The 24,056-nt window shown below is 57.0% G+C and carries 24 protein-coding genes; 10 read left to right on the forward strand and 14 right to left on the reverse strand.

Annotated features, from left to right (window positions below; translation table 11 throughout):
* The first annotated feature begins 14 nt into the window (after positions 1-14).
* The 4 genes from BLU70_RS01695 (at position 15) to BLU70_RS01710 (ending at position 5,240) form a co-directional block, all read left to right on the forward strand.
* Entirely contained in the window at positions 15-1,178 is a 1,164-nt protein-coding gene (locus tag BLU70_RS01695; RefSeq protein WP_074691411.1) for an acyl-CoA dehydrogenase family protein, read from the forward strand.
* A complete protein-coding gene (gene aroF / locus BLU70_RS01700) occupies positions 1,175-2,188 on the forward strand; it encodes a 3-deoxy-7-phosphoheptulonate synthase (RefSeq protein ID WP_006447194.1) in 1,014 nt (337 codons plus the stop codon). Before BLU70_RS01695 ends, aroF begins: the two co-directional genes overlap by 4 nt.
* Positions 2,189-2,481: 293 nt before the next feature.
* Complete coding sequence (locus tag BLU70_RS01705) at positions 2,482-3,957, forward strand: potassium/proton antiporter (RefSeq protein WP_074691412.1); 1,476 nt, start codon at positions 2,482-2,484, stop codon at positions 3,955-3,957.
* 53 nt (positions 3,958-4,010) lie between these two features.
* Positions 4,011-5,240, forward strand: coding sequence for an MFS transporter (locus BLU70_RS01710; RefSeq protein ID WP_218129477.1), 1,230 nt, complete (start codon positions 4,011-4,013; stop codon positions 5,238-5,240).
* A gap of 48 nt (positions 5,241-5,288) precedes the next feature.
* Here the strand turns inward: BLU70_RS01710 and BLU70_RS01715 are convergent, their stop codons facing one another.
* Positions 5,289-5,711, reverse strand: coding sequence for an SRPBCC family protein (locus tag BLU70_RS01715; RefSeq protein ID WP_074691421.1), 423 nt, complete (start codon positions 5,709-5,711; stop codon positions 5,289-5,291).
* Positions 5,712-5,830: 119 nt separating this feature from the next.
* Between BLU70_RS01715 and BLU70_RS01720 the strand changes: the two genes are divergently transcribed.
* The gene (locus BLU70_RS01720) at positions 5,831-6,145 is read left to right on the forward strand and encodes an antibiotic biosynthesis monooxygenase family protein (protein ID WP_083341100.1); all 315 of its coding nucleotides are present in this window, start codon (positions 5,831-5,833) and stop codon (positions 6,143-6,145) included.
* Between the two features lie 90 nt (positions 6,146-6,235).
* Here BLU70_RS01720 and BLU70_RS01725 read toward each other — a convergent pair whose 3' ends face one another.
* The 3 genes from BLU70_RS01725 to fabL are packed head-to-tail and all read right to left on the reverse strand — an operon-like array spanning position 6,236 to position 8,212.
* Complete coding sequence (locus BLU70_RS01725) at positions 6,236-6,997, reverse strand: SDR family NAD(P)-dependent oxidoreductase (RefSeq protein WP_074691423.1); 762 nt, start codon at positions 6,995-6,997, stop codon at positions 6,236-6,238.
* Positions 6,994-7,401, reverse strand: coding sequence for an acyl-CoA thioesterase (locus BLU70_RS01730; RefSeq protein ID WP_074691424.1), 408 nt, complete (start codon positions 7,399-7,401; stop codon positions 6,994-6,996). The genes BLU70_RS01725 and BLU70_RS01730 overlap by 4 nt, the downstream gene beginning before the upstream one ends.
* Before the next feature lie 37 nt (positions 7,402-7,438).
* Positions 7,439-8,212, reverse strand: a complete 774-nt coding sequence (gene fabL / locus BLU70_RS01735; RefSeq protein WP_074691432.1) for an enoyl-[acyl-carrier-protein] reductase FabL — start codon at positions 8,210-8,212, stop codon at positions 7,439-7,441.
* A 191-nt stretch (positions 8,213-8,403) separates the two neighbouring features.
* Between fabL and BLU70_RS01740 the strand changes: the two genes are divergently transcribed.
* Positions 8,404-9,663: a beta-ketoacyl-[acyl-carrier-protein] synthase family protein gene (locus BLU70_RS01740; protein WP_074691434.1), complete on the forward strand. Its 1,260-nt coding sequence runs from the start codon at positions 8,404-8,406 to the stop codon at positions 9,661-9,663.
* A 149-nt stretch (positions 9,664-9,812) separates the two neighbouring features.
* Here BLU70_RS01740 and BLU70_RS01745 read toward each other — a convergent pair whose 3' ends face one another.
* From BLU70_RS01745 to BLU70_RS01755, 3 genes are read right to left on the reverse strand one after another with little or no spacing between them, the layout of a single operon-like run.
* Positions 9,813-10,703 (reverse strand): aldo/keto reductase, encoded by an 891-nt coding sequence (locus BLU70_RS01745; protein WP_074691436.1) that lies wholly within the window; start codon positions 10,701-10,703, stop codon positions 9,813-9,815.
* 42 nt (positions 10,704-10,745) lie between these two features.
* A complete protein-coding gene (locus BLU70_RS01750; RefSeq protein ID WP_074691438.1) occupies positions 10,746-11,534 on the reverse strand; it encodes an HAD family hydrolase in 789 nt (262 codons plus the stop codon).
* A 35-nt stretch (positions 11,535-11,569) separates the two neighbouring features.
* Positions 11,570-12,907, reverse strand: coding sequence for a methyl-accepting chemotaxis protein (locus BLU70_RS01755; RefSeq protein ID WP_074691440.1), 1,338 nt, complete (start codon positions 12,905-12,907; stop codon positions 11,570-11,572).
* A gap of 188 nt (positions 12,908-13,095) precedes the next feature.
* Here BLU70_RS01755 and BLU70_RS01760 point away from each other — a divergent pair, with 188 nt between their 5' ends.
* From BLU70_RS01760 to BLU70_RS01770, 3 genes are all read left to right on the forward strand, one after another.
* Positions 13,096-13,527 carry a PaaI family thioesterase gene (locus tag BLU70_RS01760; RefSeq protein ID WP_244885076.1) on the forward strand — a complete coding sequence of 144 codons (432 nt, stop codon included), beginning with the start codon at positions 13,096-13,098 and terminating at the stop codon, positions 13,525-13,527.
* The gene (gene purU / locus BLU70_RS01765) at positions 13,527-14,390 is read left to right on the forward strand and encodes a formyltetrahydrofolate deformylase (RefSeq protein WP_040289602.1); all 864 of its coding nucleotides are present in this window, start codon (positions 13,527-13,529) and stop codon (positions 14,388-14,390) included. Before BLU70_RS01760 ends, purU begins: the two co-directional genes overlap by 1 nt.
* A gap of 89 nt (positions 14,391-14,479) precedes the next feature.
* Complete coding sequence (locus tag BLU70_RS01770; RefSeq protein WP_040289599.1) at positions 14,480-14,800, forward strand: hypothetical protein; 321 nt, start codon at positions 14,480-14,482, stop codon at positions 14,798-14,800.
* 72 nt (positions 14,801-14,872) lie between these two features.
* Here the strand turns inward: BLU70_RS01770 and BLU70_RS01775 are convergent, their stop codons facing one another.
* From BLU70_RS01775 to BLU70_RS01790, 4 genes are read right to left on the reverse strand one after another with little or no spacing between them, the layout of a single operon-like run.
* Positions 14,873-15,625 carry a sirohydrochlorin chelatase gene (locus tag BLU70_RS01775; RefSeq protein ID WP_074691443.1) on the reverse strand — a complete coding sequence of 251 codons (753 nt, stop codon included), beginning with the start codon at positions 15,623-15,625 and terminating at the stop codon, positions 14,873-14,875.
* A complete protein-coding gene (cobA, locus tag BLU70_RS01780) occupies positions 15,622-17,094 on the reverse strand; it encodes a uroporphyrinogen-III C-methyltransferase (RefSeq protein ID WP_176780814.1) in 1,473 nt (490 codons plus the stop codon). Before cobA ends, BLU70_RS01775 begins: the two co-directional genes overlap by 4 nt.
* A gap of 27 nt (positions 17,095-17,121) precedes the next feature.
* Positions 17,122-18,810 carry an NADPH-dependent assimilatory sulfite reductase hemoprotein subunit gene (locus tag BLU70_RS01785; protein WP_074691447.1) on the reverse strand — a complete coding sequence of 563 codons (1,689 nt, stop codon included), beginning with the start codon at positions 18,808-18,810 and terminating at the stop codon, positions 17,122-17,124.
* Between the two features lie 37 nt (positions 18,811-18,847).
* Positions 18,848-19,552, reverse strand: a complete 705-nt coding sequence (locus BLU70_RS01790) for a phosphoadenylyl-sulfate reductase (RefSeq protein ID WP_074691449.1) — start codon at positions 19,550-19,552, stop codon at positions 18,848-18,850.
* A gap of 118 nt (positions 19,553-19,670) precedes the next feature.
* On the opposite strand from BLU70_RS01790, the gene BLU70_RS01795 reads away from it, so the two are divergent.
* Positions 19,671-20,171, forward strand: a complete 501-nt coding sequence (locus BLU70_RS01795; protein WP_006447174.1) for a precorrin-2 dehydrogenase/sirohydrochlorin ferrochelatase family protein — start codon at positions 19,671-19,673, stop codon at positions 20,169-20,171.
* A gap of 294 nt (positions 20,172-20,465) precedes the next feature.
* Here the strand turns inward: BLU70_RS01795 and BLU70_RS01800 are convergent, their stop codons facing one another.
* From BLU70_RS01800 to ltaE, 3 genes are all read right to left on the reverse strand, one after another.
* Positions 20,466-22,166, reverse strand: coding sequence for a DHA2 family efflux MFS transporter permease subunit (locus BLU70_RS01800; protein ID WP_074691453.1), 1,701 nt, complete (start codon positions 22,164-22,166; stop codon positions 20,466-20,468).
* A 12-nt stretch (positions 22,167-22,178) separates the two neighbouring features.
* Positions 22,179-22,826: an HlyD family secretion protein gene (locus BLU70_RS01805; RefSeq protein WP_006447172.1), complete on the reverse strand. Its 648-nt coding sequence runs from the start codon at positions 22,824-22,826 to the stop codon at positions 22,179-22,181.
* A 160-nt stretch (positions 22,827-22,986) separates the two neighbouring features.
* Positions 22,987-24,039, reverse strand: a complete 1,053-nt coding sequence (ltaE, locus tag BLU70_RS01810; RefSeq protein WP_074691455.1) for a low-specificity L-threonine aldolase — start codon at positions 24,037-24,039, stop codon at positions 22,987-22,989.
* Between the last annotated feature and the right edge of the window lie 17 nt (positions 24,040-24,056).

Here is a 24,056-nt window from a genome sequence, read left to right on the forward strand (position 1 = left end):
AAGGGCGACGAACCATGCAGACGCGAACATTGGCCGATTGGATGGCGGACGTCGACGCTTATGTCGCAGGCCCTGCTGCCATGTGGGCGCAAGAGATCGAAGCGACGGGCACCGTGCCACAGGCGGTATGGGAAGAGTTGAACGATCGCGGCTACTTACGTCTTACAGCCCCGCGCGATCTCGGTGGCTACGGCCTCTCCTTTACAGACTATCTGCAGCTACTCGAGAGATTCGCCGCCATGCACGGCTCGATGCGCGTCATCGTGCATGTCACGAATAGCCTGTGGCGGTCGCTCGCCAGCAAGGCGTCAGCGGAGCAGTTGGAGCGGTTTGTCAAGCCGTTTATCGGCGGTCAACTGCGGGCGACGTTTACGTTGACGGAGCCCAATTCGGGATCTGGAGCAGACATCAAGACCACCGCCCGCCGCGAAGGCTGTGAATACATCGTCAACGGCGAGAAGTGGATGATCATCTTCAGCGATGTTGCGGATTACTTTCTCTTGTTCTGCCGACTCGAGGGAACAAGTGGCGGTGAAGGCACGCTGGCACTCATGGTGCCCAAAGATACAGCCGGACTCGAGATAGAATGGATGGCTCCGGCCATGGGCATCACCGGTACCCAGCACGGCCACTTGCGCCTCGTCAATTGTCGTGTGCCCGTCTCCAATCGGCTAGGTGAAGAAGGCGATGGTCTGGAAGTGGCGTTTCGCGGTTTTCTGGATCCGTCGCGCACCGCAATCGGCATGACGTGCGTCGGCGCGGCCAAGCGCAGCCTCGAGTTGGCGGCGGAACACGCGCTCGCGCGCGTGACCTTTGGGCAGCCACTCGCCAAGCGTCAGATCATCCAGATGTGGCTTGCGGAAATGGCGACGGACATCGAGGCAGCGCGCCACCTTGTCCTCCATGCTGCCCGCAAGTTCGATGCAGGTCAGCCGATCACGGTGGAAGCGAGTATGGCCAAGATGTTTGCCACGGAGATGCTGCAGCGGGTCACCGATAAAGCCCTGCAAATCCATGGTGGGCCGGGCTATTTTAAGTCGAGCGAGATCGAACGCTTGTACCGCGATGCGCGGATGCAGCGGTTTGAAGAAGGAACGTCGGAAATTCAGAAGATGGTGATTGCGCGCGACGTGCTGGACAAGGCGAAGGCGGCGCGTGAAAGGAGAAATCGCGGATGATTGTCATGCTGAACCCGAAGCACAATCAGCAACTGTTGGCACAATCCTTGGCCGAACTCGGCGTGACCGCCTACCCTGCGGGTGCCAATCGGGTCATGATTGCTGGTAACGACGCCGATTTGGCGAATCGCCTGGCCCAACTGCCCGAGGTGCTGGAAGTCGTCCCCGTCGCACGTCCTTACCCACTCGCCAGCCGCGAGTTCCAGCAGGAAGACACCGTCATTCAGGTACGCGACGTCCTCATTGGCGGATCGAAGCCGGTCGTAATGGCTGGTCCATGCTCTGTCGAATCGGTGGAGAATATCGTTGACATCGCGAAGGCGGTCAAGCGCCTGGGTGGCCACGTGTTGCGTGGCGGCGCCTTTAAGCCGCGTTCGAGCCCGTATTCGTTCCAGGGTCACGGCGAAGAGGGACTCAAGATGATGGCCATGGCGCGCGAGATCACTGGGCTCGCCATCGTCTCGGAAGTGATGGAGCCGGATAAAGTTGCGCTCGTAGCGGAGTATGTCGACATTCTCCAGATTGGTGCGCGCAACATGCAGAACTACCCCTTGTTGCGCGAAGCGGGCAAGTCGATGAAGCCTGTGCTTCTCAAGCGCGGCCTGTCGGGGACGATTGAGGAATGGCTGATGGCTGCCGAATACATCTTGGCGCAAGGCAACCCCAACGTCATTTTGTGCGAACGAGGTATCCGCACGTTTGAAACGGCGACGCGCAATACACTCGACCTCAATGCCGTGCCGGTGGTCAAAAGCCTTACCCATTTGCCGGTTATTGTCGATCCGTCGCATGGCGTCGGCAAGCGTGCGTTCGTCCGCCCAATGGCGCGCGCAGGTGTGGCGGCTGGGGCAGACGGCGTGATCGTCGAAATTCACCCGACACCGGATCAAGCGATGTCCGACGCGGCGCAGACGATCGATTATCAGGAATTCGGACTGATGGTAGAAGAGATTCACCGGATCTCCGATGTGTTACATGGCACCCGTGAAAAAACGGTTGTCGGCGTTTGATACGCCAAAGGCTTTCTAGGCTGCAAAGAGGGTAGGCTGCAATATGAGTCGTAGCAGCGTGCCCTCTTTGCATCTTGGGCATCTGCGTCTTTTGGTTGAATTCCCACCTGCCGTTCACGTACCATAAGTAAGGAGCCACCCTTGAGAGCGCAAAATCATGGTTGCCATAGGCTGAAGCGTTCACTCTTCGGTATGTTTCGTGCTTAGACGATCCCCTGTCTCTACCAGAGCGTCCCACTTGCTTCAATCCGTTCACTTCGAAATGTCCAAACTTGATATCCAAGGAGGAGAAAATGGGGTACTTCCTCTTGTTGCTGTCCTTCATTTTACTAGCTGGCGTTTGGTCTGCTCGCGTCGGAACCCGCTTGGGCTTTCCGGTTCTTATCGGTTTTGTCGCCATCGGCATGATGCTAGGACCGAGCGGCCTGCATGTGAGTCCGAAAGTGCCACTGTCTGTCGCGCAATCCATCGGTTACGTCGCGCTCATCCTCATCCTGTTTGAGGGCGGATTGCATACCCCTCTAACGAGAATTCGCAGCGTGTGGAAACCTGCTATATCGCTCGCTACGGTTGGTGTCCTTGTCAGTTCGGCTATCATGACAGCCATTTCTCACTACTTGCTCAAGTTGCCGTTCTTCCCCTCCGCATTACTTGGGGTCGCCGTCAGTTCGACAGATGCCGCATCGGTGTTTTCCATACTTGGAGGCCAGCCGCTCCGTCGACGCCTCGTCGATGTCCTCGAAGTCGAATCGGGCACCAACGACCCGATGGCATTCTTTCTCACAATCGTCTTCATGCAATGGTCTATCCACGGATTCGGCACCGTTGAGCGCGCGGCCTGGTATGTCATTGGTACCTTAGCCTTGCAGATGCTAGTTGGTTTGGCTGTCGGATTCGTCGCAGGCTATCTTGGCTCGCTCGCCAATCAACGGATTAAGTTGGACACCGGCGGACTATATCCGACGTTAACGCTGTCATTTGCACTGTCCTCCTACGCTGGGGCCGCCCTGCTACACGGCAGTGGATTTCTGGCAGTCTACGTCGCGTCGGTCGTCATGGGCAACCGCAAGCTTGAACATCGCTACAGTATCATGCGCTTCCACGAAGGACTGTCATGGACGATGCACATTGTCATGTACGTCGTGCTCGGCCTTCAGATGTCGCCTGCTCGCCTTTGGGCAATACTCTTGCCGGGAATGGGCCTGGCCGTAAGTGCCTTAGTCATTGCCAGACCGGCGGCCGTATGGCTATCCACTCTCGGAATGGGCTACACCCGCACAGAGAAAGTCTTTATATCCTGGGCGGGCTTGCGTGGAGCCGTTCCCATCGTGTTAGTGCTCACAGCCATCCTGTCGCCCACGTACACGCCGGCGACCATGCTCGATGCTGTGTTCTTCGTCGTGATTGCCTCCACACTGTTACAGGGTTTGACCATCAAACCGCTGGCGCAGAGGCTCGACTTGTTTGAATCGTCACCATCCGATGGATTGTTGGAACTGGTGGCCATCGCGCGTGAACACGCTGTTGTGATGCCGATTGAAATTCCAGAGGAATCTGACTTGGTGCACAAAAAGATGGTCGAAATTCAGTTCCCACAGAATACGCTTTGTTACGCTATTATTCGCGATAGCCAGGTCATCGTGCCGCGCGGCGCCACCAAGCTCCAAGCGGGAGATCATTTACTCGTGCTATCGGATCGCCGCCACATCCCACACTTGCGCAGATTGTTCCGTGCAATACAAGTCGGTCAACCCGGCTTCTTGCCTTGATACCTCGAAAACATCAGCAACGAGTGATGCAATTAGGAAAGGATTCGATCAGCGTGTTTCTTCCTCATCGACAAGGCGCGTCGCTCGCCTTTCGTCTCTATATGCTCGTCGTGGTCGTGCTCGATTTCACGACACAAATGGCCGCCGTGGCGGTCTCCTGGCAAATGTACAGATTAACTGGTTCGGCCTTCGACCTCGGACTCATCGGTCTCATACAGTTTGCCCCCGTGTTACTCCTCACGTTCATCGTCGGGTATGCTGCGGATCGGTGGAATCGAAAGGGAATTGTCGGATGGGCCTTGGCCGTACAAGCGGTGCTCTTCGCATGGCTAGCAACGGCTAGTGGATTGGGTTGGGTGACCCAAATGACGCTGTTTGGGGCGGTCGTCGTCCTCGGTGTGAGTGGCGCCTTTCTCGACGCCGCGATGCCAGCACTTCTGTCCAATCTCGTGGCACCTGAGCAACTATCGCAACAAATGGCCAAAGTTACGTCCATCTCGCAGATGGCCGTCATGGTTGGACCTGCAGTGGGCGGCGTACTATACGCACTGGGAGCCAAGGTGGTTTACGGCACGGCGGCCGTCGGATGTTGCGCAGCAGCGCTCCTCATGCTCGCAATCGGTGCCCACAAACAGCAGCCGACGGACGACGAGCCAATCAGCCTTCGCTCTGTGCTCGCTGGGCTCACGTTCATCCGATCCCGTCCGGTCGTGCTTGGGGCCATCTCGCTCGACCTGTTCGCTGTGCTTTTCGGTGGTGTGACCGCGCTCCTACCCATCTACGCGAATGCGATCCTGCACATCGGGGCCACAGGTCTTGGCGTATTGCGGGCCGCTCCCGCAATCGGCGCCACACTGATGTCCATCGCACTCACGTGGCGTCCTATTCGCCAACGCGTCGGCCCAATGCTGTTTTTCTCAGTGCTCATCTTCGGTTGCGCGACAATCGTCTTCGCAGCTTCCAAATCGCTTGCGCTCTCCATCGCGGCACTCATCATACTTGGCGCATCTGACGTCATCAGCATGGTCATTCGCTCGACCTTGGTGATGACACAAACACCCGACTCCATGCGCGGGCGCGTCAATGCCGTCAACCAAGTGTTTATCGGCACGTCAAATCAAATCGGCGCCTTCGAATCAGGACTGACAGCTTCATGGTTCGGTGCGATCCCCGCCGCCGTCATCGGCGGTCTTGCGACCATTGCCGTGGTACTTTTATGGTCGAGGCTGTTTCCAACGTTATTTCGCGCCGACGAGTTTTCCGAAGAGGGACTGGCCGGCTAGTTGAACAGGGAGCATCCGGCGTCAAACGATGGTCCGCAAACAGGGCCATCACGCCTGCTCGCGGATCAACACCGGCAAACTTTCATACAATTTTCGTTCCCAGCCCATGTCCATGACCTCGCGCACCTTGCTGTACGGCTGTCCCAGCGGCGATACGCCTTCCTCCATCCAGCCCGAATGAATGAGTGTCAGCTGTGTTTTCGCATCATTGACAGGTCGTAAAGCCAGTTCAAGATGCCAATGTTCATCCCAATCGAAAGCGACGCGATAGGGCGGATCGACAGCCGTCACTTTACACGGCGAATCGCCGTACGGGCCAGCATGCAACACAAACGCATGTCCGACCACCGGTTCAAACGTGTTCGGCATAAACCACTTTGCGAGTCCCTCCGACGTCGCGAGAAAGGGCCAAACAGAATAAATTGGCGCATTAATCACGACTTCCTTCTGAATATCTGCAAGCTGCCCCATTACTAAGCCCCCCTTTCACGATCACGCGGCGTTCAAATCCGCGTGACCGACGTCCATTCATCGCATACGCGGATACACATTGCCCTCCGTGACCACAATAAGGCCACGGAGGAATGAATATGGCACAACTAGCAACCACCGGCAATCCGCATCCCCACTACGCCGTCATACTGACCGTCGTGCCTGGCGACCATCTCGACGGTTATCGCGAGATGTGTCAACACCTTGTCGCAAAGGCCAAAACACAGCCCGGCTTTCTGGGTGTCGAGATGGCTGAATCTGAGATCAGTGTCATCGTGTCTTACTGGGAGACAATGGATGCTATCCGAACTTGGAGCCAAGATGCACTTCACCGGATTGCCAAAGAACAAGCGACACAACGTTGGTATAAGTCCTTTCACACGCGCGTCTGCAAAGTCGAATTGGAGTATTGAGCAACCCCCGGAAACGCGCGACACGTTCATTAAAGCGATGATCGAAGACCAGACAGAAGGCACTCCATGTCCGTCCAGAGACGCCAACTTCTAACGCTTAAACGACAAAGCCCCGTCGTCAACGCAGTAGGCATGCCCATTGAGGAAAGACGCTTCGTCGCTCGCGAGAAACGCCACGACCTGCGCAACCTGCTCCGGCGTGCCCAGCTTGCGGCGCATGTGCGCCTTTTGAATCGTGTTCCACACGCGCTCATCCGCCCGCCAAGCATCGACCAGCCCTGTATCGATCATCCCTGGTGCAATAGCCACCACCCGGATATTGTAGCGTGCGAGTTCCAAGGCGGCCGCCTTCGTCATGCCGACGACCGCCGCCTTGCTCGCGTGATACGGGAACTGGTTTCTATCTGCAATGAAGGCATAAATCGAGGCTGTGTTGATGATGACGCCGCCGCGCTCGCGCATCTGTGCCGCCGCCGCTCGAATGCCGTAGTAGACGCCGTGCTGATTAATGGCAATCGTCCGATGGTATGTCTCCATCGGCATGTCGATCACGTTTTGCAATCCGTCACCAAACACACCAGCATTGTTAAACATGATATCGAGTTGGCCATAAGTATCCATGGCAAACTGTACGAGCGCTTCGACGCTCTCGTAAGCGGTCACGTCCACACGGCAAAACGACGCTTCACCGCCCTTTGCACAGATTTCGGCCGTCACCTTGGCCCCGGCCGCCTCGTCAATGTCGGCGACGACGACCTTGGCCCCTTGCTCGGCCAACAATCGGGCACTCGCGCCGCCAATACCTCCTGCTCCGCCTGTCACAATGGCGACGCGCCCGTCGAATCGATTCACACCGCATCCCCCTGTTCGTAACTCATCAAAGCCGTCCGCCAGTGCTCCGGTACCGGACATGGAGTTCCGGCCTCATCGACGTGGACATAGATGGATTGCGCTTCAAAAATCAGTTCTTCCTGCCTCGTGATCGCAAAATCGAGGACGATGCTTGTATTGCCGATGCGATTGGTCCGCACCCAAATCGATAAATCGTCCTCAAACCGCGCCGACTTATGATACTGCAAGGTCGACTTGGCGAGCACGGTTGTGGGAATCTCGCCATATAGCTTGAGTTCATGGCGGAAGAATTGTTGAAACGCGAGATCGAGATACATCAAATAATTTGCGTTATACACGATTAACTGGCCATCCACCTCAGGCCAGCGTACGCGGATGTCGTAGTGAAATCGAAAACCCTCCAATTCAACCTCTCCTTCACCGGGACTCGCACATGGCCGATCACGGTATCGGCAAGGTAATACCGCCGTCGATGCGAATGGTCTGGCCGCGAATCATCTCAGCTTCCGGCGAACAAAGGAACAAGGCCAGGTTTGCGATGTCGTCCGGCGTCACCATGCGATGATACGGCATCTTCTCTTCCACCGCCGCCAACGTCTTGTCCATCTCCGGAAAATGACCAAGCGCATCGGTCAGCACTGCACCCGCCGAGATGGCATTGACATTGATCCGGCGCGGCGCCAGTTCGATCGCAAAATAACGGACAATGGATTCAAGAGCCGCTTTGCTCGATCCCACGGACACATAATACGGAAATACGCGATCCGCCCCAAACGAAGACAAGGCCAACATGGCACCGCCTGTCTCCGGCATCAGATTCGCGGCCTGCTGGGCGCCAATGAGAAATGCCCGCGTGTTGACCTGCATCGTCCAATCCCAGCCCTTGGTGTCGACCTCCATCGCAGAGCGATTGCGACCCGACGCCGCATTATGGACGAAGACGTCGATCCGCCCAAAAGCCTCGCGAATTTGTTCGAACATGGCGACGACCTTTTCCTCCTGCGCCATGTTGGCGCGAACCAACAAGGCCTTGCGCCCTAATGCCTCAATCTCCGCCGCAACCTCGCGCGCTTGATCCCCGTTTCGGAAATAATTGATGACGACGTCCGCGCCCTCCTCGGCAAAGCGCACAGCAAGCCTGCGGCCAATGCCGCGCGAACTTCCCGTGACGCAGACGACTCGATTCTGATAGCGATTGCCTGACGCTTGTCCCATTCTCGTGCCTCCTGTAGCCGCGCTAGGGCCTAACTTCGTTCATCATAGCAAACTCCAGTGGCCTTTAGCACCTGATTGTCATCGCAGCAAGTCCAACGACGTGGTATCATAGAATCAGTTCTATGACCAAGTCATAAATTCACCGGGATGCGGGGCACGCACGTCGCCCTCGCAGCGAGAGGAGAACATACATGGCGGAAAAGACGCGCATCGTCGTCACCGGAATGGGTGCCGTTACGCCATTCGGGGTCGGGGTAACCACGTTCTGGGATGGCATTGTAGGGGGCAAATCGGCTGTGCGGCAAACCGAAGACGAGTATCTTCGCAGCTGGGCCCCGGTCGTCGCCGCGGCGCACGATTTTGATCCAACACTGTACCTTGACAAGAAGCAAATTCAAAATAGTGATCGATTCACGCAGATGGGGCTTGTCGCCGCCATGGAAGCCATTCGCGACGCAGGACTTGGCGAGAGCGGCGACTTCGCAGCGTACGCCATGGATCGCATTGGAATTTCTGTTGGCTGTGCATTCGGTGGCGTCCAGACGCTGGAAGACGGCTCGGCGCGTTTGTCATCCGGAAGATCGTCGCGCGTCGGACCGCGCCTGGTGCCAAAATCGATACCGAATGCGGCGGCAGCCGGCATCGCCATGCGCTATGGCATCCGCGGCCCGGTGATGACCTATTCGACCGCCTGTGCATCGTCCGCCAACGCGATTGGCGAGGCAAGCTATTGGCTGCGCTTAGGCGAGGTCGATATGGTGCTTGCCGGGGGTGCGGAGTGCTTATTCAGTCCGGCCATTCTGGCAGGTCTGCGGGCAGCTGGTGCGCTCGCGACGGAAGGGCCTGCGTCGTTCTCCGCCTGGTCGCGGCCATTCGATAAAGCACGTACAGGCATGGTCATGGGCGAGGGTGCGGCGATGCTCGTGCTCGAGACACTCGAGAGCGCACAGGCCCGGGGTGCCCATATCTATGCGGAGCTGACCGGCTATGGTTCGTCCAACGACGCCTACCATGAAACCTCGCCGGATCCGGCTGGCCGCGGCGCAAAGTTAGCCATGGAGCGCGCGCTCAAAAGCGCGGGGCTCAATCCCACTGACATCGATTATGTCAACGCCCACGCCACAGCGACGCCTGCCGGCGATCTCGCCGAATCGACCGCGTTGCGTGAGACGTTCGGTGATCACATCGACGCCATCCCGGTGAGTTCTATCAAAGGGGCGGTCGGACACATGTTGGGAACGGCTGGCGCCATCGAAAGCATCGCCTGCATTAAAGCGCTGGAGACCGGCATGCTCCCGCCGACTCTAAACTGTGACGACAAGGAGAAGTTTGCTCCTCGCGACGTGGTGGCCAACAAGAGCCGCGCGGCCGACATTGCGACAGCACTGAGCTCGTCTTTTGGCTTTGGCGGCCAAAACGGTGTGCTCATTTGGCAGAAAACATCGTTCTAAGCACACTGTCACAAATGATACAAAATCCTCTATGGACGTTTTTGTATGTTCATGTTAAAATTCGGGATGAGAGATAGAAGGTACAGTGTGGAAAGCAAAGAGCGGGGCGCATGCCCCGCTCTTTCGCGTATAGCAAGCTATTACTGGAATTAGGTTTGTCCGAGCCAGTCCGCCTCGGCCGTGCGCCGCCATGCTTCGCGAATCGCTTCGTACTCATCGGTCGGCAATGGCCCGGCATCGACATAAGTGGCGTTCTGTTGCCAACGGCCGGGATTTTGCGTGCCGACAATGGCCGTACTCACGCCCGGCGTCGATAGGGTAAAGCGAAGGGCAACGCCGACCGCCTCTGCAACGGGCAACTGAGTAAACGGATAAGCCAACTTCTGCAGCCTCCGCCAGTACTCGACGTAGTAGTCGACATCAGGTGTCGTCTCGTATTGCCACGCGACATTCGCGATCGGCCGTTTGGCGATGACGCCCATGCCATGGGCCATGGCCAGAGGCAGAACCTCGTCGAGGACACTTTGATCCGCGACGTTGATTGACGTCTGCAAGCTGTCGAAGACGCCCAACTCCACCGCGAAGCGGGCCGCCTCGCGATCCCCGCTGTAACCTAAGAAGCGAATCTTCCCTGCCTGCTTTGCCTTTTGCAATTCCTCGATCACGCTGCCTTCTTGAAGCACGGCGACGCCACAGCTATGCAGTTGCATCAGATCCACATAGTCTGTCTGCAAACGCTTCAGGCTGCGATCGATGCTGTCGCGAATGGTGCGCGGATCCCAATCAGGCGTAGGCAAGCCAGATGCATGCCCGCACTTGCTGAATACATAATATTCGGACCGGCGGTGTGATACCGCCTTGCCAATTAATTCTTCGCTATCTCCATAGCACGCAGCCGTGTCGATGACATTCAGACCCGCGTCAAGCGCACTGCCAAGCAACCGCTCGACCGTCCCCCCGTCGACCCCACGGATTTCCGAACCACCAAAGCCGAGGGCACTCACTTTCATTCCTGTCTTACCAAACTCGCGATACTCCATACCAGATACCTCCTAAGACAAGTGATGAGAAAGTGTATCGCTTTATTCTTCCGCTCCGCTTCGCAATGAGCGGCGCAATATGTCAGCCAATTCGCCGGGATGTCGAAGCTGTACCGTGACATCCGCGCGGGGTTGACCTATGTAGCGATCAATATAAATGGTGTTCATGCCAAGCCTGATGGCTGGGCGCATCTCGTTGCGGTAGTGATCGCCAACGCTTACTGCCTGCTCGGGAGGAATGTCATAATGCGCGAGCCAGCGCGAGAAGTGCTCTGCCGTGCGGTAGGGCTTGCGCGCCTGAAACACATAGTCCTCCAACACGTCTTCCAGCTCCAATTTGCGCAAGATGGCACGGCTGTCCGGTTCCGGACTATTGGTTGCGAGCACGACGTGTCGTCCCTCGCTGCGTAGGGCCAACATCGCGTCGCGCAACCCGGCAAGCGGTGTCATCGGAAACGGCCCTGCCATAAAGTCACGCGTCCGCAAAAACGCCTTATCGCGATCCGTCACGGAGACACCGTGCCGCGCGGCAACAGCCTGCAATACGCCCCAAGGGTCATCGACGTGGAGATGTTGCTCGCTTGGTTCGTCCTCCACTGCGACCGGTTCTCCCGTTAACCGGGTGAACGCTTGACCATAAAACCGTCCGCCCTGCTCGGCAAGACTCTCCTGCGCCTCGCGAAGAAAGGCCTCCCGCGCTTCGTCGCCAACAAATCTCGCCAACTGCTGCAGATAATGCTCAAAATGATCAGTTTCGGCGTACACTGTGCCATCGAGATCGAAGATAAACAAGTTGCAGTTTGCTAACCGGGTGTATGCGTCTTGATTCATCGCTGCGGAATCTCCTTTGCCTTTCTCGGTATCCCTCACATCTCTGTATCGACCGCCGTATAGCGAAATGCGCCGACAAGTGACTGCAAACGCTCTGCCATTTGCGTCAACGCTGAGCTCGAAGCTGTGATTTCTTCCATCGAAGCGAGCTGTTCTTCGGTCGAGGCGGCAACGGTCTGCATGCCGGCGTTAGTCATGCTAGAGACGCGTGTCAACTCAACAATGCCGTCCTGCAGCTGCTCTGTCCCGTTCGCGATGCGGTCCATAAACCCTGAAACTTCGCCGATGTGATCCGTCACAGCGCGTACAGACGCCTCAATTTCCGCGAACGACACTTCGGTGCTGCGCACCATATCCATACCCGCAGCCACTTCTTGAGTGGAAGCCGTCATCGACTCGACCGCCGCGTTCGTCTCCGCCTGAATGGATTCGATCAACTCCGCGATCTGTGTCGCCTGATCCGCTGACTGCTCAGCCAATTTGCGTACCTCATCGGCGACAACCGCAAAGCCGCGGCCACTCTCACCTGCCCTTGCCGCTTCGATCGCGGCGTTAAGCGACAACAAATGAGTCTGGCGGGCGATGCGCGTCATCACGTCGACAATGGCGCCAATCTCCGCCGAACGTTCGCCGAGGCCTTGCACGACGCCGGCCAAAGCGGCAACCGATTGCTGAATCGAAGCCATCTGCTCCATGGCCGCGCGCACCGTGGAACCACCCGCAGTCGCAGATTCGGTTGCCGCCGCGACCGACTGCGAGACTGCCCGAAATCGCTTGGCTATGTCCGTAATGCCCTGTGCAATGGAGGTAAAGACATCGGTACTGCGCTCGATGCGTTCCTCTTGTCGCCCGACACCGACAGAAACTTCTTGTACCGTGACGGCGATCTGTTCGGATGCCTTACCCGTCTGCTCGGCGCTTGCCGCAAGCTCCTCAGCCGCTGCGGCAAGTTGCTCGGCGGCAGCGCCGACCCCGCTCACCAAGCGATTCAACTGTTCTGCCATTGCATTTAATTCGTGGGCGAGTTGGCCAATTTCGTCACGGGATCGATAGCCGGAGCGAGCCGTTAGATTGCCTGCCGCAATGTCGCGCAAGACGGTGATTACGCCGTGCAATGGGCGAATCGCAAGGATTTGTACCAGCCACGTGATAATCAGGGCCGATACGATAATACTGATGGCGGTGTTGATATAGACCCCATAATGCGTATTCGGAAGCGCGCGCCGCACCAATCGGTTGAGCTCGTTGGCGATAGGTGCGCTGACAATGAGGCTCAGCACGACGATGAGGATGATTTTCGTCCGTAGACTGAAGGATGTCAGCGTATTCACTGCGTTCTTTCGATCCGCTGTTGCGACGGAATCATTGTCCATTCGACACACTCCTCACGAAATCACTTACGCATCCTCATCTTACTACAAATACCGTCCTTTCTCTGCAGCGCGATCGGACAAGTTTTACTTCCGAAAAAGACAAGTGGCGTTGCCGTCCTACCCTCGTGACATTCATAATAGAAACGGCTTGACTGCGCCCTGTGATAGATACTTGGGCGATTGTGGAGGTGTCTAGATTGGGGTTCGACTACTGTTTTGTTTGCGGTGAGAACAATCCTCACGGCCTGCACATCCATTTCGAGAAGGACGGCGACGGGGTCGTCGGCTACTTTCATACGGAACCGCATCATATGGGTTGGCCCAACGTACAGCACGGTGGCATCACGAGCTCGCTGCTCGACGAAGCCTCTGCGTACGTACCGCTTCATTTGGGCCTGGTGACGGTGACGGCAGAGCTAAATATTGCGTTTAAGAAGCCAATTCGCGTGGGTGAACGAGTCCGCATTGAGGCGGATCCGACGAAAATATCGTCGCGGTTGCTATTGGTCGACGCGAAGATCACAGGGGAAGACGGCGAGGAAAAAGCCTCGTCGAAGGCGAAGATGATCGTTTTGACGAAAGCACAGAAAGAAGAATTGGGGATTGGAGAGTTGTCATAATGGCAGCAAGAGACAATCGAGGGAGGCTGCTTATCTCGTGTCCAGACCGATTGGGCATCGTCGCAGCCATCGGTCAATTTCTCTCCGCGCACGGCGCGAATATTGCGGAATCCGCCCAATATTCAACCGAGCCACAGGGCGGAGACTTTTTCATGCGGATCGAGTTCGAACTGGACGACCTTGCCCAAAAAGAAAACACGCTGTGCGAAGATTTCGGGCAACTGGCGAAAGAATACGGAATGCGTTGGCGCTATGCACCAGCGCGTGCGAAAAAGCGCATGGCCATTTTTGTTTCCCGTGAACTTCACTGTTTGCAGGAACTGCTTTGGGATTGGCAGGACGGTTTACTCGACGCCGATGTGAAAATGGTTGTCAGCAATCACCCAGATGCCCGGCCACTCGTCGAAAGCCTTGGCATTCCGTTCCATCACGTTCCGGTGACGGCAGACACAAAAGCACAGGCGGAACAACGTCAACTCGAATTGCTCGCCGAGGGCATTGACGTCATTGTGCTCGCGCGTTACATGCAAATTTTGAGTCCGTCGTTTCTCGAACGGTTTCCGCAGCGAATCATCAACATTCACCACTCGTTCTTACCGGCATTTATCGGTCGCAATCCCTACCAGCGCGCGTACGATCGCGGTGTCAAGCTGATCGGCGCAACGGCACACTACGTGACTGAAGAGCTGGATGAGGGACCCATTATCGAACAGGATGTCACGCGGGTCGATCACCGTTTTGATGCATCCGACTTGCGAATCGCAGGACGCCAAGTCGAACGGGCCGTGCTCAGCCGCGCCGTCAAATGGCACCTCGAAGACAAGGTGATTGTGCACGGCAACAAAACCATCGTGTTTGCCTGACGATCTCTTGCGCCCAATTCCCCGGGCACGTGTCCGCTTCCGCCATTTGCCGCAAGGCATACGCTGAAGCGAAAGGAGGGGAATGCAGCATGGCACATCCGTTGTACCCTGTTGCGCGGCGCCTCGTGGGCCGTCACGTCATAGCCCATCACATCAACGGCAGGTCGTACCCTGGCATTTTGCACAGCGTTTACGATCACGGGATTTATCTGATTCACACGACGCAAGCGTCATCCGACGGGGAGGCGTCCTTTGTCACTTTGCAGGAAACACCGTCCGGCGACGCGCTGGAGCACGTTTATGCACCCGCGAGCTACTTCGCGTTTGGCGCGTTAACCGGACTTACGCTGGGTGCGCTGGCCCGCCCGTATTATGGGTATGGCTACGGCTATCCAGGGTATTGGTGGTAAACTCATATAAGGTCGAGATACCATGGCATGTCAAAAACGCCGATCCCAATTGCATTGGATCGGCGTTCTTATCTACATATGCGCTTGGATCTGCCTTGCCACGGCTTGCGCCAGCAGCGGATGGCCACCCAGATGGCGGCCGATGCGAACATCTGCGCCCGGATGTGCGCTCGCCCATTTGCCCACGCGCGTTGGTAATGTATCGGTCAGCCATCCAGAAAACCACAAAAACGGAACGACAGCTACATTCCGCACGCCTTCCACCCATAATGCGTCCAAGACCTGCTCGAGCGAACATCCAGTGCCAGCGAGATATGCCGTTTCCAGCCGCCACGGTACCACCCGTTGCGCTACGCTCCTCGCCACCTGTGCAAACGCCTGTTGGGCACTAGGTTCGCGATTGCCACGCCCAAGCAACACAATGGCAGACTCGTCTGGCGCTTTGCTCCAAAGTCCCAAGGCTTCCCGCACGCGCAAGGACGCTACGTCGACAAACTCAGGCTCATCACCAAACGGCTTCAGCAAGCGGATAGGCAGGTCATGCAAATCGTTCTCTGCCAGAGCAAACGCCCGTGGAATGTCTATGTGCATATGACCTGCTGCAAAGAGGAGTAACGGGACCGCGAGGATCTGATCCGCCCCCGCGGCTGCGAGTTTGCGCAAGGCGTCCTCGATGGTCGGCGGTTCGATCTCGACGAACGCACAAGTCATCCGTGAGCCTCCGTTTGGCACCCATGCCACCACTTGTCGCACAAACGTGAGCCATTCGACTACGCCATGCCGCCGCCGCGTTCCGTGCCCAATAAACAGCACACCAGGCTTCACCGATTTGACCTCCACTCCGACGCCAAAACGTACGGCAGGCCTGTGCGATCGCATGACAAACACAGGCTCTGCGTTGGCGTGTGCGCCGTAATGGGCGTCTCACCAACCACATCGCGATAAAGCGGCGCAAGTGTGTCCGGGTCGCCCACGATGTGAACCGCATCAGGCTTTCCGTCGCGGACCCAAGCGCGAAGCACGTTGGCCCACGTATAACGAAGTGCATCTACCCCTGCAATATCTTCGAAACTAGGCTCGGTGAAACCTTTGAACGTCCTCACGGGCCCACCAAACGCCTCGATCGCCGCGCGAAGTGCAGGGCTCAGATCCACCTGCGGTACGTCCTCCGCCCACCAGGCAGCGACCTTCGCACGTGCAACCTCGCCCAAACTCGTGAAGTCCGCCTCGATGCCGCAGCGCCGCAACTGGGCTGCCACACCGGCATCCAGCGCGGCAAAGCGCACCTGGGAAAGTCGGCGCAGGTCGATTTTGGCGACTTGCAGAGACTGCCAAAACGACCTGACCGCAAATGACGTTCGAAAAAACACCCCGAGTGCCGTACCAGTCGTACAAGCCTCCACGAGTTTCGCCCATTGTTGCCAATCAGGGCGCCAGCGTTGTTCTAGCGTAGCGATGCACGTTTCTGCACCTTCACTTTCTAAGTGCTCCGCGATACTCAGAGCTTCGGCGTTCGTTCCGGCGGCGACCAGGATGCGCTCGCCAAACCGCGGCAACCTCTCAAACCAACGCAGTTGCTCCTGTACACGAACAACATCACCAATGACGATCACGGCTGGCGAGGCAAGTGCCGCGCGGCGTGCAATGGCCGGGAGATCCGCCAATGTCCCCGTCACCGAGCGCTGGCGCGATCGCGTTCCCCATTCAACGGCGGCCGCCGGTGTGTCGGATGCCCGCCCTGCGGCAATGAGTTCAGCCGCGAGTTCCGCGAGTTGACCGACTCCCATCAAGATGACCAAACTACCATGGACGTTGGCGGCGCCGCGAACATCGCCGAGCGTGCCATCCGCACGGTGACCTGTTAAGACGGCAAATCCGGGCGCCGCATTGCGCAACGTCACCGGAATTCCCGCAAATGCCGGCACGGCCACGGCGGACGAGATGCCCGGAACGACCTCCCAGGCAATGCCGCGCTGTTCCAGACGAATCGCTTCTTCAGCCCCACGTCCGAATACAAATGGATCGCCACCTTTTAGGCGAACGACAAACAGCCCGCGTTCTGCGAGCTGAATTAACAATTCCTCAATATCTCGCTGGGGCAATGTGTGGCATTTCGCTTCCTTGCCCGCATAAATCAATGTCGCATCGGGCCGAGCGTGGGCCAAAATGCGCGGTGAGACGAGCCGGTCAAACACAATGGCGTCCGCCTCACCGAGCAACTGCCGCCCGCGCTCCGTAAAGAGTCCAGGATGGCCTGGCCCGGCACCGACCAGCGCAACCTTCCCCGCTGCCACCACCGCGCACCTCCGCTTCATGCCAAATTACGAAACAGGTACAAACCGGTCCTGCAATTGCTCAATCCCGACGCGTTCACAATAATCGCCAAACGCTTCACCCGGCTGGCGCTCGTCCCGATACGCTTGCAACAATGGATACAGCGTCGGCACGAGTTCGGAAAGCGGCACCATTTCACGATACACGCGGTTCGTCCGCGTCCCCACGACGTTCGCACCCAACAAAATGTCATACTTGCCGATCACGCGGCCAACAAACCCGATCTCCGCAATGTAAGGGCGCGCACAGCCGTTTGCGCAACCCGTCATGCGCACGGTGATGGGTTCATCCTGCAACCCGAGCTCCTCCAACGCCTTTTCCAAGTCGGCCACAACGCCAGGCAACGCGCGTTCCGACTCTGCGATGGCCAAGCCGCAGGTTGGTAAGGCAGGACAGGCCATCGAACGCACTTTCACAGGTGTATACGATGAAGCCAACTTCACGCCTGCTTCTTCGAGCTTTGTAGCCACTTCGGCTGCCTGTTCACGCGTGAGATCGGTCAAAATGAGATTCTGTTGCGTCGTCAAACGGACGCCGGGCCGGTATGCCATCATGATTTCGCGCAAAACGGACTTCAGCGCCATCCCCGGCTTGTCGGCAATTCGTCCGTTTTCGATGAACAAGCCAAGATGCACCTTGTCTCCTTGTACGATCTCGCCAAGGTGATCGTCCGCTGAATGCCATACGAGTTCGCGCGGATCCTCGAGCGCATAACCCAGTCGCCTCTCCGCCTCTTCGCGGAACCAAGGAATACCACGTTCAAGCACAAGGTACTTCATTCGCGCAAATTTCCGATTTTCACGATTTCCGTAATCGCGCTGAATGGAAATCACGGCACGGCACACGTCAATGAGCTTATCCGGCGTCACGAAGCAAAACGGCTTTGCCAAGTGGGGCGCCGTTTGCTTATCGCTGGCGGTGCGGCCCATACCGCCACCGATGACCAGCGTATAGCCAGCCACTTGATCGCCATCGCGGTGTGCAATGAGGCCAATATCATTGGAATAGATGTCGGCGCAGTTATCACCTTCATACGCAAAGGCAATCTTGAACTTGCGCGGCAAGTACGTTTCGCCGTAAAGCGTCTCCTGCTGGCGGTCGACCTCGGGATCGACTCGTTCACCGTCGAGCCAGATTTCGTGATATGCGTGGGTCTTAGCCGAGACAGAATCGACCAAAGCCAAAATATCTCGACGAACCGCATCGTAAAAGGGTCCTTCGTGCGGGAAGGCGCAACCGACCGTGTTGCGAACTTGGTCACCACAACCGCCCAGCGTCGTGATGAGCACGTCATTGATGGCGCGAATGGTGGCCTTCAGGTTCCCCTTGAGCACGCCATGCAATTGGAACGTCTGCCGCGTGGTAATGCGCATGGTGCCGTTACCATATTCGTCGGACAGGCGATCAAATTGCAGATATTGATCTGCGTTCAACACGCCACCTGGGATGCGAGCTCGGATCATCATCATGTAATGACGCTCCTTGCCCTCTTTGGTCAACTGCTTGCGCAAATCACGGTCGTCCTGTTGATAGGTTCCGTGGAATTTCAATACCTGAATGTTCTCTTCGCTGAAGTGGCTGCTGCCATCCTCCAACGCCTCTTGTATCGAACCGCGCAGAAAACGGCTTTCGCGTTTGATGTGCTCGATCTTCGAGAGCTTCTTCTCCTCTTCCACGCTGCCACCTCGCCTCACTTTCGACTCGACTCGGATCTCACGCGCTCGGATGCAGACCGCACTCGGTCTTGTTAAAGCCTGCCCAGCGGCCGCTGCGCGGGTCTTCGCCTGGTTTGACCGGGCGCGTGCAGTGCAGGCAACCGATGCTTGGATAGTTCTGATCGTGCAACGGATTGTACGGCACGTCATGTTGCTTAATGTAGCGCCAAACCTGCCCTTCGGTCCAACGCACAAGTGGATTGACCTTCACCAAGTTGAACTTGCCATCCCATTCAAATACCTTCGCGTTGGCACGGGTCGGTGCCTGTTCGCGGCGGATGCCGGTAATCCACCCGTCGTACTCTTTAAGGACGTTTGTCAAAGGCTGCACCTTGCGGATGTTGCAGCACTGGTTCGGATCCCGTCCCCACAAAGCTTCCCCGTACTGCTCTGCCTGTTGCTCCAGTGTGAGGGCAGGCAGCACTTGGCGCAGATTCGGAATTCCGTATTTTTCCACAGCGCGATCGCGCAGGTCATAGGTTTCCTGGAACAGGACATTCGTATCGAGGTAAAACACGTTCGCCTCTTTGTCGATGTTCATCAGCATATCGAGAAGAACCATGTCTTCCGCGCCGAATGAGCAAGCAAACGTGATATTTGGCACGCGCTTTAGCGCCTCTTCAATGATCTTCTCTGGTTGCGCCTCTTCAAATTCATCGGCAAGCCGTTCAATCCAACCAAGTTCCTTTTCGGTCGTGGACATGCGCCATTCACCTCATATTCCGATAAACATATCTGGAATTAATCCTATCGTAACTGTAAACTGGTATTGCGAGAAAGTCAACGTGAAATCTGAGCTCGTCGGCAAAGGAGAGAGGGACGTGTTGTATCCTGTGTGGTTGAAATTGGCGGGCACCAAATGCCTTGTGGTGGGCGGCGGGCGGATTGCACTGCGGCGGGCGATGACTCTCGTAAACTGCGGTGCGCGCGTCGTGATCGTCAGCCCACAGCTCTGTGCCGAACTGCTAACGATGCAAGAGCGCGGCGACATTGAGCATATCGCCGCCCGCTATGAGCCGTTTTACTTGGACGACACCAAGCTTGTCATCGCGGCAACAGATCGCCGTGACGTCAATGCGGCCATCGGGCGCGACGCCCGCGACCGCGGCATCCTGTGCAATATTGCCGATGTGCAGGCGGAAAGTGATTTTTTCCTGCCCAGCCTCGTCAACTGCGGCGCTGTACAAGTGGCGATTTCCACAGGCGGCGCTTCTCCTACGACTGCCAAGGCGTTGCGGCAAGCGCTGGCAGCTGATCTCGAGGACGGCGGCAACCGCTTTGTGTCCCTGCTACGCACGTTGCCCGACTCGCTTTCGCGTTGACCGTTCTGACATCGTACGTGCTTGTGGGGCCGGCTGTTCACGCCATTTGACTCAGTTCTGCATGCGATTATTCAAACTTTTGTGTGAAAATCAAAGTCAGTAGCGAGTGGTTCCACTTCCAGATCCTTCGTCTCTGCATAGATTCAACTCCCGTGTAACATGGCCATGGCCTGTTTTATGGCTATCATGGGACTTGAACCTGAAGTCGATACGAAAAGTAAGATGGGGCATCTCCCCTGCGCGACATGCCGGCAGGAAAAACACCCCATTTTGCGAAATGACGTCCGCATGCTCTTATTGCGGTCGCGGCGCGAGCGTTCGGCGCACGACCACCGCCTTGCGCGCTCGTCCGTCTGGCAATGAAGAGCGCGATTCGTCACCCCCCTCATCGCTTCTTTGTGGCGCCGCTATAGGGCGCTTCGCATTGCGTAAGAACAGCGACAAAATCAACGCAAACAGAGAAATTCCAGCCGCCACCAAATAAGCGTCGTCGACCCCTTGAACAGAAGCCAGCATCTGTGCCTGCCCATACATCAGGTACGTCACGAGTTCGTGCGCCACCGACAAAGGCTGTGACATCATACGCGCCAACATGGCGGTCAACTCGGACAAAGTCGTCGACAGTTGCGGATTCGTCGAAAGGACGCTGTTGACAAATTGGTTATAGTGCATATTCGAGCGATCCGTCATCACCGTGATAAGCAGCGATGTGCCTAACGATCCGGCGATGGTCCGCACCGTATTCGCCGCTGCAGTACCGTGACTGTTGAACTGCCGCGGCAAATGATTGAGACCAGACGTCATGATGGTCATCATGATAAACCCCATGCCAAACATGCGGATCGTATAAACCCACATGATGTGGCGAAGAGGTGTGTCAGACGTCAGATGACCAAGATCCCACGTCGTGATCACCGTGATGATGAGGCCGATGATCGCCAGCGGCCGAATGCCAATCTTGTCGAGCAAGGCGCCGGAAACAGGCGACATGACGCCCATGAGAATGGCCCCGGGCAACAAGATCAGGCCTGAGTCGAGGGCAGAATAGCCACGGATATTTTGCACGTACATCGGCGTCAGCAACGCACCACCGAACATGGCCATGTTAACCACGCAACTAACACCTGCGGCGATGGAAAATCCAGGGTAGCGAAAGACGCGCAAGTTGAGGAGCGGATGGTCTGACGTCAGTTCCCGCGCGACGAAGACGATTAAAAAGACCACTCCAACAGCGATGCTGCCAAGCACCTCGCCTGCGTGCCAGCCCTTGTTGCCAGCTTCACTAAACCCATAAAGCAAAGCGCCAAGGCCAATCGTCGACGCGACGAAACTGACGCCTTCGAACTTCGGAAATGTCCGCTCGGTCACGTTCTTCAAGAAGATGGACGCCACGATAATGTCGATCACGGCGACCGGAATCACAATATAGAACAACACGCGCCAAGAATATTGCTGAATGATCCAGCCCGACAGCGTGGGACCGACAGCCGGTGCAAAAAACATGGCGATCCCGATGGTACCCATGGCCTTGCCCCGCGTTTCCGGCGGATACAGATTCAAGATGACCGTCATCATCAGCGGCATCATGATGCCAGCGCCCGCGGCTTGCACGATGCGGCCAATCAACATTACCGGAAAGTCTGGAGCGGCGGCGCAAAACAACGTGCCAATGCCGAAGCAGAACATCGCCCCAAGAAACAACTGCCGCGTCGTGAAGGTGCCAATGAGAAACGCGGTTAGTGGGATGACAATGCCGTTGGTCAGCATGTAGCCTGTCGACAGCCATTGAATCGTACTCGCCGAGACATTAAACTCGGTCATAAGTTTTGGCACGGCGACGTTGAGCAAAGTCTGATTGAGAATAGCTGCAAACGCCCCCAAAATTAGCGAGATGAGAATCGGCGCTTTGTGTGCAATGGGTTCGCCTGTCGGGCCACCCGGGCCCGGGTCATTCGGCGCAGCGACTGGCTTTGGGACATCGTTATCCACGCTCACGGCTGCCCCTCCTCACTTGTGAATGCGTACGGTCGCACTCATCCCAGGCGCCAACTGTCCCGTGTAGGTCTGCAAGCGGATCGTCACCGGAATGACCTGCGTTACCTTGGTAAAGTTGGCATTCGTGTTCGTCTGCGGCAACAGTGAGAAGGTCGATGCGGTGGCCAGACCAATTTGCTGGACCACACCCGAAAAGGACGTTCCCGGGTAAGCATCGACATACACATCGACGGCCTGCCCCACATGAACGTCGTTGATCTGCGTCTCCTTAATGTTTGCTGTCACCCAGAGGTTGTTCAGATTGTACGCATACGCCAGTGGCGTACCAGCGGCAACAAACTCGCGGTTCACCGCCGAGTTCTGGACGATGGTAGACGTTTGTGGTGCCGTAATGTTGACGGTGGCGGTACGTGTACCGGATGGCACCGATATTGTGCCGATCACGTCGCCGCTGGCGAATTGTGTTCCTTCTGTCCCGTTCCACGACGACAATTGTCCGCTGGCGGGCGCAGCGATGACAATCTGCTGCCCGGTCACTTGGGCATCGTCTGTGCGCAGGTACTGTGTGGATTGGTGATAAAAGTAGTACCCCACGAAGCCAGCGGCAACGACGACCACAATAATGATGACCTGAATGAAAAGCAATCGCTTCGCGCTCACCCAAGATGCCTCCTCGTTTCCATGCTGTCGAGGCTAGGATGCCCAAACGAAACGAAAATCGATCGGCCGCTAAAACGAATCCACTCTAGAACAATATGGAATACGAAACCCACGGCCAATGGCCGTGGGTCATGTTCGAATGAAGGCAACTGCCATGCCGTCATTGCGCAATACCAAAATGCGCAATGGTCTGGCGAATGCGATCGATAGCCATTTCGACGTCGGCCTGACTGACATCTTTGTGTGTCACGAAGCGCACCGTGCGGGGACCAAAAGCAGTTGCCAGCACTCCGTTATTGGCGAGTTCGGCGATGAACGGTTCGGCCATTACATCTTCGTGAGTGAGTTCAGCCAGGACGATATTCGTCTGTACCGTCTCCAAGTTCACCGTGATGCCTGGCATGTTGGCGAGCCGCTCCGCCAACACCTTCGCATGGGCGTGGTCTTCCGCCAACCGCTCGACCATATTGGTCAATGCCCAGATGCAAGGCGCCGCCAACACCCCTGCTTGCCGCAATCCACCACCGAGACGCTTGCGCCAGACCCTGGCGCGATCGATCATGGCACGTGGACCGACCACCACCGATCCAACGGGAGCTCCTAGCCCCTTTGACAGACAGAACTGCAAGGAGTCGACCTCGTTCGCCCAGGTCCGTTCACCGATACCCGATGCGACTACCGCATTAAAGATGCGCGCACCATCCATATGTAGCGGCACACCCGCCTCACGCGCGACGCTTGCGGTCGCCCGCAGTATCTCGATGGGCAACACAGTACCCCCGGCGCGGTTATGCGTGTTCTCGACACAGATGAGCCCTGTCCTAGGCTGATGAATATCCCGCTTGCGAATGGCTTGCCGCACATCCTCCGGATCCATGGCACCCATCTGCCCGACAATGGGGCGTGGCTGTGCCCCTGCGATCACGCTGATCCCGGCCACCTCATAATAAAAGACGTGCGACTCTGCCTCGACAATCACTTCATCCCCGCGCTCGGCCCATGCGGCAATCGCTACCTGATTTCCCTGTGTACCACTCGTGACAAAGAGCGCCGCTTCCTTTCCGAACATATCTGCGGCCAGTTCTTCCAGCTTGCGAACCGTTGGATCTTCTCCATACACGTCATCGCCCACCTCGGCCTTCGCCATGAGACGACGCATCTGTTCAGTTGGCTGTGTTACCGTGTCGCTCCGCAAATCGACTCGCTTTGGCATTCTGAATCACTCCGGTA

It is taken from the genome of Alicyclobacillus hesperidum (genome assembly GCF_900107035.1).
GTDB lineage: Bacteria > Bacillota > Bacilli > Alicyclobacillales > Alicyclobacillaceae > Alicyclobacillus > Alicyclobacillus hesperidum.

Coding starts and splice junctions, on each gene's coding strand:
- BLU70_RS01695 (WP_074691411.1), top strand. CDS start 15: ATGCAGACGCGAACATTGGCCGATTGGATGGCGGACGTCGACGCTTAT.
- aroF (WP_006447194.1), top strand. CDS start 1,175: ATGATTGTCATGCTGAACCCGAAGCACAATCAGCAACTGTTGGCACAA.
- BLU70_RS01705 (WP_074691412.1), top strand. CDS start 2,482: ATGGGGTACTTCCTCTTGTTGCTGTCCTTCATTTTACTAGCTGGCGTT.
- BLU70_RS01715 (WP_074691421.1), bottom strand. CDS start 5,711: ATGGGGCAGCTTGCAGATATTCAGAAGGAAGTCGTGATTAATGCGCCA.
- BLU70_RS01720 (WP_083341100.1), top strand. CDS start 5,831: ATGGCACAACTAGCAACCACCGGCAATCCGCATCCCCACTACGCCGTC.
- fabL (WP_074691432.1), bottom strand. CDS start 8,212: ATGGGACAAGCGTCAGGCAATCGCTATCAGAATCGAGTCGTCTGCGTC.
- BLU70_RS01740 (WP_074691434.1), top strand. CDS start 8,404: ATGGCGGAAAAGACGCGCATCGTCGTCACCGGAATGGGTGCCGTTACG.
- BLU70_RS01745 (WP_074691436.1), bottom strand. CDS start 10,703: ATGGAGTATCGCGAGTTTGGTAAGACAGGAATGAAAGTGAGTGCCCTC.
- BLU70_RS01750 (WP_074691438.1), bottom strand. CDS start 11,534: ATGAATCAAGACGCATACACCCGGTTAGCAAACTGCAACTTGTTTATC.
- BLU70_RS01755 (WP_074691440.1), bottom strand. CDS start 12,907: ATGGACAATGATTCCGTCGCAACAGCGGATCGAAAGAACGCAGTGAAT.
- purU (WP_040289602.1), top strand. CDS start 13,527: ATGGCAGCAAGAGACAATCGAGGGAGGCTGCTTATCTCGTGTCCAGAC.
- BLU70_RS01770 (WP_040289599.1), top strand. CDS start 14,480: ATGGCACATCCGTTGTACCCTGTTGCGCGGCGCCTCGTGGGCCGTCAC.
- BLU70_RS01790 (WP_074691449.1), bottom strand. CDS start 19,552: ATGTCCACGACCGAAAAGGAACTTGGTTGGATTGAACGGCTTGCCGAT.
- ltaE (WP_074691455.1), bottom strand. CDS start 24,039: ATGCCAAAGCGAGTCGATTTGCGGAGCGACACGGTAACACAGCCAACT.